The sequence below is a fragment of the Amycolatopsis sp. NBC_01480 genome (assembly GCF_036227205.1).
Lineage (GTDB): Bacteria > Actinomycetota > Actinomycetes > Mycobacteriales > Pseudonocardiaceae > Amycolatopsis.
This window is the reverse complement of sequence record NZ_CP109442.1, coordinates 2,251,265-2,265,371: the sequence shown is the minus strand read 5'-3', so window position 1 is coordinate 2,265,371 and position 14,107 is coordinate 2,251,265. Positions and strand designations below refer to the sequence as shown.

The following is a 14,107-nucleotide window of genomic DNA, read 5'->3' as shown; positions in this document are numbered from 1 at the left end:
GCTAAAGTAGTCCGTTGTGAGTTCTGACCCGGGGACGCTGCCGCCCCGCACTGGGGCACGGAAGATCCTCGGCCGCATCGTCGTCGACACCCGGCCGCTCAAGATCCCGGCGTTCCGCCGGCTCTGGATGTCCACCGCCGTCACCGCGGTCGGCTCCCAGCTGACCGCCGTCGCGGTGCCGAAGCAGATCTTCGACCTCACCGGCTCCTCCGGTTACGTCGGACTGACCGGCGCCGTCGCGCTCGTGCCGCTGCTGGTGTTCGGCCTGTGGGGCGGCGCGATCGCGGACGCCGTCGACCGGCGCAAGCTGCTGCTGGTCACGAACGTCGGCGTCGCCATCACCTCGGCCCTGTTGTGGCTCCAGGCCTTCGCGAACTTCCGCTCGGTGTGGCTGGTGCTGGTGCTGCTGGCGGCGAACCAGGCGTTCTTCGCGATCAACATGCCCACCCGCGGCGCCGTCGTCGCGCGGCTGGTGCCTCCCGAGCTGCTGCCGTCGGCGAACGCGCTCAACACCACGATGTCCACCTTCGGCGCGGTCTTCGGGCCGCTGTTCGGCGGCGCGCTGATCCCGGTGATCGGCCTGTCCACGCTGTACCTGGTGGACGTCTGCGCGCTGATGATCACGCTGATCGCGGTCTGGCGGCTGCCTTCGATCCCGCCGTTGAACGGGCCCTCGCGGCGCGCCGGGTTCAGTGACGTCGTCGACGGATTCCGGTACCTGGCCAAGCAGAAGGTGCTGCTGGCGTCGTTCGTGGTGGACATCATCGCGATGGTCGCGGGCATGCCGCGCGCGCTGATCCCGGAGATGGCGGAGCGGACTTTCGGCGACCCGCCCGGCGGCGGCCCCGCGCTCGGCTTCCTCTATGCGGCGCTGCCCGCGGGCGCGATGCTGATCGGCCTGTTCTCCGGCTGGCTGCACCGGGTGCACCGGCAGGGCTTCGCCGTGGTGATCTCGATCTGCGCGTGGGGCGCGGCCATCGCGGCGTTCGGGCTCGCGCATTCCCTGTGGCTCGCGGTGATCTTCATGGCCGTGGCCGGCGGCGCCGACATGGTCAGCTCCGTGTACCGCCAGGCGATCCTGCAGACGGCCACCACCGACGAGATGCGCGGGCGCCTGCAGGGCGTGTTCACCGTGGTCGTCGCGGGCGGCCCGCGGATCGCCGACCTGACCCACGGCTGGGCCGCCGCGCTGTGGGGCACCAAGGCCGCCGCGACCGGCGGCGGCCTGCTGGTGATCGTGCTGGTACTGGCGTCGATGCTGCTGCTCCCGGGCTTCTGGCGGTACCGGGCGCCGACGCACCTCGAACGCGGCGAATGACGCTTCCCCCGCTCTGAGCGAGGGGAAAGCGTCATTCGCTGCATCGGAGCCAGGCCCGGGCGCCGACCGGTTAGGCCGTTCGGACTAGTGTGCCGGGCATGCGTGCTTACCCGGTTGCCCTGTTGCTCGCCGCCGCCGCTGTGCTGACTGCCTGCTCGTCGGGAGACCAGCAGGCCGCGGCGCCGTCCTCCGCGCCTTCGAAGCCTGCTTCGCCGTCCTCGCAAGCGAAGCAGAAGCAGGAGCCGTGCACACTCCTGTCCGCGAGCGAGGTCGGCCAGGCGATCAAGATCCCGGGCGTCACCTCCCAGAAGGGCCCGGACCAGACCAACGCGGCCAGCGGCGGCACGGCGACCAGCTGTGAGTACCTGGTGGGCGGCAAGCAGGCCGGCGCGCTCGCGGTCACCCGCTACGAGGGCCGCGAGGCCAAGCCCGCGGACATGATCGCGGCGATCAAGAAGGCCAAGCCCGGCGCGGTCGACGTCCCCGGTTTCCCGGACGGCGCCGTCTTCTACCTCGACGAGCAGAAGACCGCGACGCTGGCCGCCGCCAAGATCTCCGGCGGCGTGCCGACGCTGGTCAACTACACCGGCCCGGTCAAGATGACCCAGCAGATGATGGTGCCGCTGGTGAAGACCGCGGTCACCGCCGCCTGACCTGCCGAATCACCGGAGCAGGGCCCGCAGCTCGACCGGGCAGTGCGCGCTGAACACGGTCACCTCGTCGGGGTGGTCCCGGGTCAGCGTCCGCAGCCGGTCCTCATTGGACAGTCGCAGGCGGCGGTCCGTCTCGTTGACGCGCTGGAGCAGCCGCAGGGCCGGCGGGCAGTGCGGGCGGACCGGGTTGAGCTGGCCGTGGAAGAAGTACGAGTCGCCCGCGTGCAGCAGCCAGCCCTCGCCGGTGTCGACGGCGACGCCGGAGTGGCCGACCGTGTGCCCGGCCAGCGGGACGAGCAGGATCTCCGGCGCCACCCCGCGCAGCGGGCGCACCGCGTCGAAGCCGAACCACTGCTCGCCCGCGTCCGGGTAGCTGCTCCACAGTGGACTGTGGGCGAACTGCGCTGCCCGGTACCGCGTCTTCTCCGCGAAGCCGCGCGGTCCCGCCGCCGCCTTGCGTTCCTCTTCACTCACGTGCACCACCGCCTGCGGGAAGTCCGCCAGCCCGCCCGCGTGGTCGACGTCCAGGTGTGTCATCACGATGTGCCGCACGTCGGCCGGGTCGAGGCCCAGCGCCCGGATCTGCGCGACCGCCGACTCGTCGGGTGTGGGCTTCGCGCCCACCATCGCCCGGAAGCCGCGGCCGAGCCAGCCGTCCGGGTCCGTCGCGCCGCGCGTGCCGAAGCCGGTGTCCACCAGCACCAGTGAATCGGGTGTTTCCACAAGCAGACAGTGCGCCACCATCGAACTGCGCCGGGCCACGCCGGGCTGCTCGTCGAACAGCCGCCCGCCCCAGGGCCGCATCAGGCCGCAGTTCAGATGGTGCACCTTCATGCCCTGCTCCTCTGGCTCAACCGCTCGAAGTCGGTCAGGTCGTGCGCGGCGAAGATGGTCACCTCGCCGCCGTGCTCACCGCGCAGCTCGCGCAGCCGGCGCTGGTTCTCCAGCCGCGGGCCGCGCAAGGTCTGCACGTGCCTCTCGAAGATAGCCAATCCGGCCGGGATGGACGGCGGTTCGTCGATCTCGCTGTGGAAGAAGTACGAGTCGCCCGCGTTGAGCAGCCAGCCGCTGCCCGTGTCGACGGCCACCCCGGAGTGCCCGTGCGTGTGCCCGGCCAGCGGGACCAGCGCGACGTCCGGCACCCCGGGCAGCTCGCGCACCGCCTGGAAGCCGAACCACGAGTCGCCGGCGTCGGCGTGGCTGATCCACTGTGGACCGTGGCTGAACTGCACCGGCCGGTACCGCCGGTTGCCGGCCTCGAGCGCGGCCAGCTCGGTGGCGTGGACGTGCACCCGCGCGCCGGGGAAGTCGACCAGCCCGCCGGCGTGGTCCAGGTCGAGGTGGGTGAGCACGATGTCGCGCACGTCGGCGGGGTCCAGCCCCAGCGCCCGGATCTGCGCCGACGCCGTTTCCTCCGGGCGGTTGAGCGGGTTCGACTGCCGCAGGAACCACGGGCCCAGCCAGCGCGCCGGATCGGTGACGGCGGGCGAGCCCATGCCCGTTTCGATCAGCACGAGGCCGGTGTCCGTTTCCAGCAGCAGACAGTGGCACACCATCGTGGCCCGCCGGAACAACCCCGGCCGGCCGTCGACGAGGCGGCCGCCGACCGGCCGCATGGTCCCGCAGTTGAGGTGGTGGACGCGCATCAGGAGAACTCCCGTTCGACAGTGGTGCGGAGGTGGGCGGCGATGTCGCGCAACGGCGTGACGTCGCGGCGGATCTTGGCGAACAGCAGCGCGCCCTCGATCGAGGTGAGCACCACCGTCGCGAGTGAGGCAGCGCGGGCGGTGGGCAAGCCCTGCTGCGTGAAGTAGCCGGCGAGCACGTCCTGCCACGAGCCGTACCCGTCTTCGCAGGCCGAGCGGATGACGTCGCTTTCGCCGGCGGCGTCCAGCGCGATTGTCGCGAGTGGACACCCGCGCTCGAAGTCCGATTCGGTGAGCGAAGCCGCGAGCGCGTCGACGACCCGGTCGACCGCCGTCGCGGGGTCCGGCGCGGTGGTGGCCAGCGTGCGCAGGGCTTCGCACAGCCGCTCGCCGGACTGGCGCACGGCTTCGGCGGCCAATTGTTCTTTGCCGCCGGGGAAATGGAAGTACAGCGAGCCTTTCGGGGCGCCGCCGGCGGAGGTGAGCTGGTTGAGGCCGGTGGCGTGGTAACCCTGCGACTGGAACAGCTCGGCGGCCGAGTCGAGCAGGCGCTGGCGGGTGTCGGTGCGTCGGACCATGGCTGAACCCTAGCTCAAACTATGACGACCGGTCTAGTTATTTTCGAACTGCCCTGAAGGCCACCATGAGGGCGTCTACGACCCTCATGGTGGCCTTCAGGGCACGCGGCTACGGTTTCGGCTCAGGTCCGGGGCGCCGGTAATCTCTGCGCCATGGCGAATCCCACCGGAGAGCAGTTCGAGATCACCCGCGGCAACGCCCGCGCCGTCGTCACCGAAATCGGGGCCGGGCTGCGTGTGTTCGAGGTCGGCGGCGTGCCCTACGTCGAGGAGTTCGAGGCGGACGAGGAGTCGCCGAAGGGCCTCGGCCAGGTGCTGCTCCCGTGGCCGAACCGGACCAAGGGCGGGCTGTGGGAGTTCGAGGGCGAGCCGCAGCAGCTGGAGATCACCGAAGAGGCGCGCGGCAACGCGATCCACGGCCTGACCCGGCACCTGGAGTGGGAGCTGGTGGAGCACGCCGAATCGTCGATCACCCTCGCCGTGGACGTCGAGGTGCAGCCCGGCTGGCCGGTGCCGCTGCGCGCCACGATCACCTACGAGCTGGCGCCGCGCGAGCTGACCATCACCCACGAGATCCGCAACGAGGGCGAGCAGCCGATCGGCGTCGGCCTCGGCACGCACCCGTACTTCCGGATCGGCGACGCGCCCACCGATGAGCTCACCCTGACGCTGCCGGCCGCGCGCGTGCGCCCGTACCTCGCCGACGAGCAGATGCCGTACGCCGAGGAGCAGGACGTCGAGGGCACGGAGTACGACTTCCGCGGCGGGCGGCTGCTCAAGGGCGTCGACCTGGACACCGCGTTCGGCGGGCTGACGCCGGCCGAGGATGGCACCCACCACTTCGAGCTGTCCCACGGCGAGCAGCGGCTGCTGGTCTGGACCGGGCCGGACTTCCACTGGGCACAGGTGTTCACGCCGGACGAGCTGGTCGGCCGCGGCCGGGCCGTCGCGATCGAGCCGATGACCTGCCCGGCCGACGCGCTCAACACCGGCACCGACCTGATCGAGCTGGAGCCGGCCACCTCGTGGTCGGGCAGCTGGGGCATCCGCGTCCCGTGACGCCGTTGCTGCTGGACGAGTCCGCCGCCGGCGAGCTGCTGACGCTGCAGCGCGCCGCGTTCCTCGTCGAAGCCCGCGCGCACCGCAACCTCGAGCTCCCGCCGTTGATGGAGACGCTGGAGCAGGTGCGCGCGGCGCTGACGGACCCGGAGTGTCCGGTGTGGGGAGTGCGTGACGCCGGGCGGCTCGTGGCGACGGTGCGGCTCCGGGTGGCCGGCGACGTCGGGGAGGTCGTCCGGCTGGCCGTCGCCCCGGATCGCCAGGGTGAAGGCCTCGGCCGGGCGCTGCTGCTCGCGGCCGAGGCGGCCGCGCCCGCGGGCGTCACGCGATTTCGGCTCTGTACAGGCGAACGCTCGGCCGGGCCCCTGCACCTGTACGCGAAACTCGGCTACCGCGAGACCCACCGCAGCCCGGAGGCGGACTACCAGCTCGTCCACTTGGAAAAGCCCCGTGCTGACGGCCGCGCGGCAATTCGTTAGCGTGTCAAACTATGGCTGATAAGGCGATTGTGGGGGGCTACGTCGTCCCCGTCGGGGCTGCCCCCATCGACGGCGGCACCGTGCTCATCGAAGACGGCAAGATCATCGCGGTCGGCCCCGAGGCCGACATCGACATCCCCGAGGACGCCGAGCTGGTCGACGCGTCCGGCAGCTGGGTGCTGCCGGGCTTCATCGACGCGCACGCGCATCTGGGCGTCCACGAGGACGGCGAGGGCTGGGCCGGCAACGACACCAACGAGATGACCGACCCGAACGGCGCCCGCTTCCGCGCGATCGACGGCATCGACCCGTACGAGCCGGGCTTCGACGACGCGCTGTCCGGCGGCGTCACGAGCGTGGTGATCAAGCCGGGCTCGGGCAACCCGATCGGCGGGCAGACGATCGGCGTCAAGACCTGGGGCCACAGCATCCTGGACATGGTGTTCGCCGAGCACGTCAGCGTGAAGAGCGCGCTGGGCGAGAACCCGAAGCGCGTGTACGGCGAGAAGAAGCAGACGCCGTCCACCCGGCTCGGTGTGGCCGCGATCCTGCGGGAGGCGTTCACGAAGGCCCGCAACTACCAGGCCAAGCGCGAGCACACCGTCGGCGAGGGCAAGCCGTTCGAGGTCGACCTGACCAACGAGACGCTGGCGAAGGTCCTGGACGGCGAGCTGTACTGGGACCAGCACGTGCACCGCGCCGACGACATGGTCACGGCCATCCGGCTGGCCGACGAGTTCGGCTACAAGCTGGTGATCAACCACGGCACCGAGGGCCACCTGATCGCGGACCTGCTGGCCGAGCGCGACGTCCCGGTCATCCTGGGCCCGCTGTTCACCACCAAGTCGAAGGTCGAGCTGCGCCACCGTTCCCTGCGCTCGCCCGGCATCCTGGCGCGCGCGGGCGTGAAGATCGCGATCACCACCGACCACCCGGTGGTGCCGATCAACTTCCTGGTCTACCAGGCCGCCCTCGCCGTGAAGGACGGCCTGGACCCGGAGACGGCGCTCAAGGCGCTGACCCAGCACCCGGCCCAGATGCTCGGCCTGGACGACCGCGTGGGCACCCTGACCCCGGGCCTGGACGCCGACGTGGTGCTCTGGTCGGGCGACCCGCTGGACGTGATGAACCGCGCGACGCGCGTTTTCGTCCGGGGGCGCGAGGTCTACCGGTTCGACGACGCGGCTGGTGAGGGCGTGGTCGAGGACCGGCGGTACCGCGAGGGCCGCTGACGCCTCGCCTTCAAGGACTCGTGAGTGTTTATGCCGGTTCTAACCGTCATGAACACTCACGAGTCCTTGTCAGGCACCCTTCAACGACCGGGCGATCAGCATCCGCTGGATCTGATTCGTCCCCTCGAAGATCTGCGGCACCTTCGCCTCCCGCATGTACCGCTCCACCGGAAAGTCGCGCGTATACCCGGCACCACCCAGCACCTGGACCGCGTCCGTGGTCACCTTCATCGCCCCGTCCGTCGCGATGAGTTTCGCGATCGACGACTGGCGCTGGAAGTCCAGGCCGCGGTCGCGGCGGCGGGCGGCGTCCAGGTAGGTCGCGCGGGCCGATTCGACGGTCGCGGCCATGTCGGCGAGCAGGAATTCCAGGCCCTGGAACTCGATGATCGGGCGGCCGAACTGGGTGCGGCCCTTCGCGTACTCGACGGCCTCGTCCAGGGCGGCCTGCGCCAGGCCTACCGCGCAAGCCGCGATGCCCAGCCGGCCCGAGCTGAGTGACGACAAGGCGATGCGCAGGCCCGCGCCCTCTTCGCCGATCAAACGATCAGCCGGGACCGCGGCGTTGTCGAAGATCAGCTGCGCGGTCGGGGAGCCGGTGAGGCCCATCTTGCGTTCGCGGGGGGCTGCCGAAAGGCCCGGGGCCGACGAGTCGACCAGCAGGCACGAGACGCCGTGGCTGCCTTCGCCGGTGCGGACCATGGTCGTGTAGAAATCCGCGACGCCGGCGTGCGTGATCCACGCCTTGGTGCCGTTGACCTGGTACTCGTCACCGGTCAGCCGGGCTCGGGTGGTCAGCGCGGCGGCGTCGGAGCCCGCCTGCGTTTCCGACAGCGCGTACGCGCCCAGCAGCTCGCCGCCCAGCATGTCCGGCAGCCAGCGGTCGCGCTGTTCGTCCGTGCCGTAGTGCGCCAGCGCGTAACAGGACATCGTGTGCACCGACAGCCCGACGCCGACGGTCATCCACGCGGACGCGATCTCCTCCAGCGCCTGCAGGTACACCTCGTACGGCAGGTCCGCGCCGCCCCAGCGCTCGGCGTACGGCAGCCCGAGCAGGCCCGACTTGCCGATCAGGGTGAACAGGTCGCGGGGGAAGTTCTCGGCCTCCTCGTCCGCGGACGCCCGGGGCTTCAGCTCGTCACGGGCGATCTCGGTGACCAGCGCGAGCAGGTCCTCCGCCTCGGGCGTGGGCAGCAGTCGTTCGGCCGGCATCGTTCCTCCAGGCTGTACTGAAAACAGTACTGTGGGCTGAATGAGAGTACCGTAAGGACGCCGGGGTTGTCCCCAACTCGTGAGAGATAGTGGTCCGATGTCCGCACTCGAAGCTCGCCGCCGTCCGACCGCTCGCCAGCAGGTGCTGCTGGCCGAGCTCGAGACGCTGTTCCTCGCGGAGGGCTTCGCCGGTTTCACGCTCGACGACCTGGCCGCCCGCCTTCGCTGCTCCAAGTCGACGCTGTACGCGCTCGCCCCCAGCAAGGAGCAGCTCGCGGTCAAGGTCGTGGCCCACTTCTTCCGCGGCGCCGCCGAGCGGATCGAGGAGCGGATCGACGGGATCGACGATGCGCGCAAGCTGATCGGGGAGTACCTGGCCGGTGTCTCGGCCCACCTGAACCGCGCGTCGGCCGCGTTCATGACCGACATCGGCGAGTTCGCGCCTGCCCGCGACACCTATCAGCTCAACAGCCGCGCCGCCGCCCGCCGCATCCGCGCGTTCATCGACAAGGGCGTGGCCGACGGCGTCTTCCGCGACGTGCACGCCCGGCTGGTCGCCGAGATGACCGGGCTGATCGTGGAGGGCATCCAGACCGGCGTGCTCGGCCGCCGCACCGACGTTTCCGACGCCGAGGCATTCACGGCGCTGGGGGAATTGCTGCTCGGCGGCTTGACGAAAGACCACTGACGCCGGTTGTCCGGTCGTGGACACGAATTGTCAGCGGCTCGTCCTCTACACTCGCGCTCGTGATCGTGGTGGGTGGAGAGGCGCTGGTCGACCTCGTTCCTGGTGAACCGTTGGATTCCCCTGTGTCTAATTCCACAGTGGACGGTGGGCTGCGCGCGCTGCTGCCCCGCCTGGGCGGCGGGCCGTACAACGTCGCGCTGGCGGCCGGGCGGCTCGGCGTGCCGACGTCGTTCCTGTCCCGGGTTTCCACCGACCGCTTCGGCGGCGCGCTCGTCGAGCGGCTGGTGGACTCCGGTGTTGACACTTCGCTGGTACAGCGCGGGGATGAGCCGACCACGCTCGCCGTCGTCGCGCTCGACCAGAAGGGCGCCGCGCGGTACACGTTCTACGTCGAGGGCACGGCCGACAGGCTGGTGCGCGACCCCGGGACCCTGCCCGACGAAGCCACCGCGCTCTCCCTCGGCACGCTCGGCATGGTGCTGGAACCGGGCGCGAGCGCGTACGAAGCCATGCTGCGCCGCGAGTCCGCGCGCGGCACGATGACCGTGCTGGACCCGAACATCCGCGAAGCGCTGATCGCCGAGCCGGGCGCGTACCGGGAGCGGTTCGCGTCGTGGCTGCCCGATGTCCGGTTGCTGAAGATCTCCGACGACGACGCCGCGTGGCTCACCGAGGGCGCCGAGCCGGTGGCCGCCGCGAAGGCGTGGGTCGAGTCCGGAGTGGACGCCGTGGTGCTCACCCGTGGCGCCGACGGCATCTCGGTGATCACCGCCGCAGGTGAGCTGGCCCACGTGCCCTCGCGGCGGGTGGAAGTGGTCGACACGATCGGCGCCGGCGACACCGTCCAGGGCGCGCTGCTCGCCTGGCTGCACACGCACGAGGTGCGTGACCTGGCCGCACTGGACGCGGGCGCGTGGCGCGAGGCCCTTTCCTTCGCGGCGAAAGCGGCTTCCATCACCGTTTCGCGCAGTGGCGCGGAGCCGCCGACGGCCGCGGAGATGGCATCCACCGTGTGAACCTGGTCCCAAAGGGGCCACTCAAGGCAACGCATCGAGTGCGCGGGGGTCCTTACCTCGACTAACGTAGGGGTCGAATTCATACCCCAGCGGGGCGGTGTGCAGCGAGGCGCGTGTTTCCTCGCGTGAACACGTGGCTACCTGTGAGATCTACAGGCGCCGCCGGCCCGTGCCCAACGTGAGAGGGACCTGCATGTCCGACGCGACAGATGCGGGGCAGTCCGGCGGCGAATCCGCGACGCTGCGCCTGCCGAGTGGCGAGCACGAATTCAAGGTTGTCCGCCCGGTGGAGGGTGCACCGGGAATCGAGCTGGGCAAGCTGCTGGCGTCGACCGGGTACATCACCTACGACCCCGGATTCGTCAACACCGGTGCCGCGTCTTCGGCCATCACCTACATCGACGGTGACGCCGGCATCCTGCGCTACCGCGGGTACCCGATCGAGCAGCTCGCCGGGAAGTCCACCTTCATCGAGGTGTCCTACCTGCTGATCTACGGGGAACTGCCGACCGAGGCCCAGCTGGCCGACTTCACCGAGAAGATCCAGCGGCACACCCTGCTGCACGAGGACCTGAAGGCCTTCTTCTCGGGCTTCCCGCGCGACGCGCACCCGATGCCGGTGCTCTCCAGCGCGGTCTCGGCGCTGTCCACCTTCTACCAGGACTCGCTGAACCCGTTCGACGAACCCAATGTCGAGCTCTCGACCATCCGCTTGCTGGCGAAGGTCCCGACGCTGGCGGCGTACGCGTACAAGAAGTCCGTCGGACAGCCGCTGCTGTACCCGGACAACTCGCTCGGCCTGGTGGAGAACTTCCTCCGGATGACCTTCGGCTTCCCCGCGGAGCCGTACGAGGTCGACCCCGAGGTCGCCAAGGCGCTCGACCTGCTGTTCATCCTGCACGCCGACCACGAGCAGAACTGCTCGACCTCGACGGTGCGCCTGGTCGGCTCCTCGGAGGCGAACCTGTTCGCCAGCATCTCGGCGGGCATCAACGCGCTGTTCGGCCCGCTGCACGGCGGCGCGAACGCCGCGGTCCTCGACATGCTCGAGGGCATTCGCGATGACGGCGGCGACGTCGCCCACTTCGTGAACCGGGTGAAGAACAAGGAAAAGGGTGTGAAGCTCATGGGCTTCGGGCACCGGGTCTACAAGAACTACGACCCGCGCGCGAAGCTCGTCAAGGCCACCGCCGACGACATCCTGGGCAAGCTCAAGGGCGGCGACCAGCTGCTCGAGATCGCCAAGAAGCTCGAAGAGACCGCGCTTTCCGACGAGTACTTCATCGAGCGCAAGCTGTACCCGAACGTGGACTTCTACACCGGCCTGATCTACCGGGCGCTCGGGTTCCCGACGAAGTACTTCACCGTGCTGTTCGCGCTCGGCCGGCTCCCCGGCTGGATCGCGCACTGGCGCGAGATGATCAGCGACCCACAGACCAAGATCGGCCGCCCGCGGCAGATCTACACCGGCCACGCCTCGCGTGACTACGTGCCGATGTCGGAGCGCTGAGCCTCCTCGCTTCCGTTGAACGCCCCGCTGTGCAGCCGCACGGCGGGGCGTTTAGCGTTGTGTGCCATGACGATGGAAGCGCCGGTGCTGCTCTGGTTCCGCCGGGATCTGCGGCTCGGTGACCACGCCGCGCTGCACGAGGCGGCGAAGCACAGCAAACACGTGCTGGCGCTGTACGTTCTCGACGAGGCGCTCATCAAGCCTTCGGGCGCGCCACGGATGGCCTTCCTGCTGGGCTGCCTGCGGGAGCTGGACAGCGCGGTGGGCGGGCGGCTGATGGTAGTCACCGGCGACCCGGTGCGCGAGGTCGTGCGGGCGGCCCGTGACATCGGCGCCTCGGCCGTGCACGTCAGCTCCGACGCCGGGCCGTACGGCCGCCGACGGGACGCCGCGGTGGCGAAAGCGTTGGCAGACAACAACATCGAGTGGGTCGAGACGGGCTCGCCGTACGCTGTCACGCCGGGGCGAGTCACGAAGCCGGACGGTGATCCGTACCGGGTCTTCACGCCGTTCCACCGCGCGTGGGCACGGCACGGCTGGCCGCGGCCCGCGGACACCGGACCGTCCCTTGTGGACTGGCTGAAGCCGGGGAAGCCCGCGAAACTGCCAAAATCGTCCGCGCTGGGGGACAAACGACTGCCCGCGCCGGGTGAGGAAGCGGCGCTGGACGCGTGGCACACGTTCCTCGAAACCGGCATCGAGACCTATGCCACCGACCGCGACCGGCCCGATCGCGAGGGCACCACGCGGCTCTCGCCGTACCTGCGCTGGGGCGTCATCCACCCGCGCACGATGCTCGCGGACCTGGCCGGAGACGAGCGTGCGGGCGCGAATTCGCTGCGCGCGGAACTGTGCTGGCGCGAGTTCCACGCCGACGTCCTGTGGCACCGCCCCGAAACCGCGCGCGAGAACTACGACCCCCGTTTCGACCGGATGGTGTGCGAAACCGGTGCGGCGGCGCGGAAAGCGTTTGACCAGTGGTGCGAGGGCCGCACCGGCTACCCGGTGGTGGACGCGGGCATGCGGCAGCTGCTCGCCGAGGGCTGGATGCACAACCGGATCCGGATGGTCGTCGCGAGTTTCCTGGTGAAGGACCTGCACCTGCCGTGGTTGTGGGGCGCGCGGCACTTCATGCGCCACCTGGTGGACGGCGACCTCGCCTCCAACCAGCTCAACTGGCAGTGGGTCGCGGGCTCCGGCACCGACGCCGCGCCGTACTTCCGCGTCTTCAATCCCCTTACCCAGGGCGAAAAGTTCGACCCCGTGGGCGATTACGTGCGCAAGTACGTGCCCGAGCTGCGCGGGATCGAGGGCAAGGCCGTGCACCGGCCGGAGCCGCGCCCGGCCGGCTACCCGGAGCCGATGGTGGAGCACGCCCACGAACGCCAGGTGGCGTTGTCGCGGTACGGGGCCATCACCGGCTCCTGAGCCTCACCGGGTGATCGCGTCCGCGATCTTCAGCACGATCGGCGGCGGGCCGTCGGTGTCCTTGGTCGTGGAGTTGACGGAATAGACGGCGCGCCGCTTCAGGTCGCGCGTGGCCCAGAGGCCGTTGGTGTAGCCGTAACGGGTACCGGTCTTGCCCCAGACGGTGACGCCGTTGAGCGTGGAGGTCATCAGGCCCTGGCTGTAGTAGGCGTCCTGGTCGGAGCCGAAGATCTTCACGGACGGCACGGTGAACATCCGCGCCAGCTCCGGCCGCGGCACCAGCCGCCCGCGGAAGAGCGCGGTGAGGAAGGTGTCCAGGTCGCCCGCGGTGGAGATCATCGAGCCCGCCGCCCACGGGATCGACTGGTTCATCCGGGTCAGGTCGACCAGCTGCCCGTTCACGGTCACGTAGCCGTGCGAGTACGGGGCGGGCAGGTCCGGGTTGTTGTCCGGCACGGAGGTCTCGCGCAGGCCCAGCGGCCGGATCACGCGGTCGCGCATCACCTCGCCGTACGGGCGGCCGGTGAGCTTCTCCACCAGCAGGCCCGCGACCAGGTAGCTCGTGTTCGTGTACTGCTGCGCGCTGCCCGGGGCGAAGACGATCGCGTGCCGGAACGCCGTGGCCAGCACCTGCTCCGGCGTGAACACGGTGTACCGGTGGTCGACCATCCACTGTGGATCGCCAGGCGGCAGGTCGACGCCGGGCAGCCCGCTGGTGTGGTTCAGCAACTGGGCGACGGTGATCGGCGGGTAGCCCGCGGGCAGCAGCCCCGGCAGGTACCGCTGCACCGGCGCGTCGAGATCGACGCGGTGCTCCGCTGCCAGCTGCAGCACCAGTACCGCGGTGAACGTCTTGGTGATGCTGCCGATCCGGAAGTGCGCGTCGGCCGGGACGGGCGCCCCGGTCTTCAGGTCAGCCGTCCCGGAGGTCCCGGTCCAGGCCCCCGCCGAGCCGCGGACCTGCAACAGCGCGCCGGTCTCGTCGGCGTTCGGCAACCCGGCGATGGCGGCTTGCAGGGCCGCGGGGTTCAACGGCGGGAGCGGGGTCCTCGCGCCGGTCGCGGGCTGTGACACCGCCCCGGAGGTGGCGGCGAACGCGGCCGGCGCGGCCGTGACGGACAGCAGGGTGGCGGCGGCCAACGTCGCCGCGAGCCCGCGGATCAGCGGATTTCTTTTCATGCCAACGAGTCTTTCGGCTCCCGTCCGGTTCGCCATCGGGGAGATACCCGGGGCCGGCCACCTAGGGGTAAGGACTCGTGAGTGTTTATGACGGTTCTAACCGTCATAA

General features: G+C 70.3%; 14 protein-coding genes. 9 read left to right on the top strand and 5 right to left on the bottom strand.

Annotation, left to right across the window (positions count from 1 at the left end):
* Nucleotides 1-37: 37 nt before the first annotated feature.
* A complete protein-coding gene (locus OG371_RS10700) occupies nt 38-1,318 on the top strand; it encodes an MFS transporter (protein WP_329072994.1) in 1,281 nt (426 codons plus the stop codon).
* A 98-nt stretch (nt 1,319-1,416) separates the two neighbouring features.
* Nucleotides 1,417-1,971, top strand: a complete 555-nt coding sequence (locus OG371_RS10695) for a DUF3558 family protein (protein WP_329068074.1) — start codon at nt 1,417-1,419, stop codon at nt 1,969-1,971.
* 9 nt (nt 1,972-1,980) lie between these two features.
* Here OG371_RS10695 and OG371_RS10690 read toward each other — a convergent pair whose 3' ends face one another.
* From OG371_RS10690 to OG371_RS10680, 3 genes are read right to left on the bottom strand one after another with little or no spacing between them, the layout of a single operon-like run.
* Nucleotides 1,981-2,805, bottom strand: a complete 825-nt coding sequence (locus OG371_RS10690) for an MBL fold metallo-hydrolase (RefSeq protein WP_329068072.1) — start codon at nt 2,803-2,805, stop codon at nt 1,981-1,983.
* The gene (locus OG371_RS10685; protein WP_329068070.1) at nt 2,802-3,617 is read right to left on the bottom strand and encodes an MBL fold metallo-hydrolase; all 816 of its coding nucleotides are present in this window, start codon (nt 3,615-3,617) and stop codon (nt 2,802-2,804) included. Before OG371_RS10685 ends, OG371_RS10690 begins: the two co-directional genes overlap by 4 nt.
* Nucleotides 3,617-4,195, bottom strand: a complete 579-nt coding sequence (locus OG371_RS10680; RefSeq protein WP_329068068.1) for a TetR/AcrR family transcriptional regulator — start codon at nt 4,193-4,195, stop codon at nt 3,617-3,619. Before OG371_RS10680 ends, OG371_RS10685 begins: the two co-directional genes overlap by 1 nt.
* Nucleotides 4,196-4,348: 153 nt before the next feature.
* On the opposite strand from OG371_RS10680, the gene OG371_RS10675 reads away from it, so the two are divergent.
* The 3 genes from OG371_RS10675 to OG371_RS10665 are packed head-to-tail and all read left to right on the top strand — an operon-like array spanning nt 4,349 to nt 6,965.
* The gene (locus OG371_RS10675) at nt 4,349-5,254 is read left to right on the top strand and encodes an aldose 1-epimerase family protein (RefSeq protein ID WP_329068066.1); all 906 of its coding nucleotides are present in this window, start codon (nt 4,349-4,351) and stop codon (nt 5,252-5,254) included.
* The gene (locus tag OG371_RS10670; protein ID WP_329068064.1) at nt 5,221-5,733 is read left to right on the top strand and encodes a GNAT family N-acetyltransferase; all 513 of its coding nucleotides are present in this window, start codon (nt 5,221-5,223) and stop codon (nt 5,731-5,733) included. Before OG371_RS10675 ends, OG371_RS10670 begins: the two co-directional genes overlap by 34 nt.
* A gap of 11 nt (nt 5,734-5,744) precedes the next feature.
* A complete protein-coding gene (locus tag OG371_RS10665; protein WP_329068062.1) occupies nt 5,745-6,965 on the top strand; it encodes an amidohydrolase in 1,221 nt (406 codons plus the stop codon).
* A 69-nt stretch (nt 6,966-7,034) separates the two neighbouring features.
* Here the strand turns inward: OG371_RS10665 and OG371_RS10660 are convergent, their stop codons facing one another.
* Nucleotides 7,035-8,177 (bottom strand): acyl-CoA dehydrogenase family protein, encoded by a 1,143-nt coding sequence (locus OG371_RS10660; RefSeq protein ID WP_329068060.1) that lies wholly within the window; start codon nt 8,175-8,177, stop codon nt 7,035-7,037.
* A gap of 97 nt (nt 8,178-8,274) precedes the next feature.
* Here OG371_RS10660 and OG371_RS10655 point away from each other — a divergent pair, with 97 nt between their 5' ends.
* The 4 genes from OG371_RS10655 (at nt 8,275) to OG371_RS10640 (ending at nt 12,819) form a co-directional block, all read left to right on the top strand.
* On the top strand, nt 8,275-8,865 hold the full coding sequence (locus tag OG371_RS10655; protein ID WP_329068058.1) for a TetR/AcrR family transcriptional regulator: 591 nt from the start codon (nt 8,275-8,277) through the stop codon (nt 8,863-8,865).
* Nucleotides 8,866-8,924: 59 nt separating this feature from the next.
* The gene (locus OG371_RS10650) at nt 8,925-9,881 is read left to right on the top strand and encodes a carbohydrate kinase family protein (protein WP_329068056.1); all 957 of its coding nucleotides are present in this window, start codon (nt 8,925-8,927) and stop codon (nt 9,879-9,881) included.
* 193 nt (nt 9,882-10,074) lie between these two features.
* A complete protein-coding gene (locus OG371_RS10645) occupies nt 10,075-11,391 on the top strand; it encodes a citrate synthase (protein WP_091617380.1) in 1,317 nt (438 codons plus the stop codon).
* A 66-nt stretch (nt 11,392-11,457) separates the two neighbouring features.
* A complete protein-coding gene (locus OG371_RS10640) occupies nt 11,458-12,819 on the top strand; it encodes a cryptochrome/photolyase family protein (RefSeq protein WP_329068053.1) in 1,362 nt (453 codons plus the stop codon).
* A gap of 3 nt (nt 12,820-12,822) precedes the next feature.
* On the opposite strand, the gene OG371_RS10635 is transcribed toward OG371_RS10640, so the two are convergent.
* On the bottom strand, nt 12,823-13,998 hold the full coding sequence (locus tag OG371_RS10635) for a serine hydrolase domain-containing protein (RefSeq protein ID WP_329068051.1): 1,176 nt from the start codon (nt 13,996-13,998) through the stop codon (nt 12,823-12,825).
* Nucleotides 13,999-14,107 lie beyond the last annotated feature (109 nt).

What these genes read in the sequence shown, in the direction of transcription:
- OG371_RS10695 (WP_329068074.1), top strand. Translation starts at nt 1,417, where the DNA reads ATGCGTGCTTACCCGGTTGCCCTGTTGCTCGCCGCCGCCGCTGTGCTG.
- OG371_RS10690 (WP_329068072.1), bottom strand. Translation starts at nt 2,805, where the DNA reads ATGAAGGTGCACCATCTGAACTGCGGCCTGATGCGGCCCTGGGGCGGG.
- OG371_RS10685 (WP_329068070.1), bottom strand. Translation starts at nt 3,617, where the DNA reads ATGCGCGTCCACCACCTCAACTGCGGGACCATGCGGCCGGTCGGCGGC.
- OG371_RS10680 (WP_329068068.1), bottom strand. Translation starts at nt 4,195, where the DNA reads ATGGTCCGACGCACCGACACCCGCCAGCGCCTGCTCGACTCGGCCGCC.
- OG371_RS10675 (WP_329068066.1), top strand. Translation starts at nt 4,349, where the DNA reads ATGGCGAATCCCACCGGAGAGCAGTTCGAGATCACCCGCGGCAACGCC.
- OG371_RS10665 (WP_329068062.1), top strand. Translation starts at nt 5,745, where the DNA reads ATGGCTGATAAGGCGATTGTGGGGGGCTACGTCGTCCCCGTCGGGGCT.
- OG371_RS10660 (WP_329068060.1), bottom strand. Translation starts at nt 8,177, where the DNA reads ATGCCGGCCGAACGACTGCTGCCCACGCCCGAGGCGGAGGACCTGCTC.
- OG371_RS10655 (WP_329068058.1), top strand. Translation starts at nt 8,275, where the DNA reads ATGTCCGCACTCGAAGCTCGCCGCCGTCCGACCGCTCGCCAGCAGGTG.
- OG371_RS10645 (WP_091617380.1), top strand. Translation starts at nt 10,075, where the DNA reads ATGTCCGACGCGACAGATGCGGGGCAGTCCGGCGGCGAATCCGCGACG.
- OG371_RS10640 (WP_329068053.1), top strand. Translation starts at nt 11,458, where the DNA reads ATGACGATGGAAGCGCCGGTGCTGCTCTGGTTCCGCCGGGATCTGCGG.
- OG371_RS10635 (WP_329068051.1), bottom strand. Translation starts at nt 13,998, where the DNA reads ATGAAAAGAAATCCGCTGATCCGCGGGCTCGCGGCGACGTTGGCCGCC.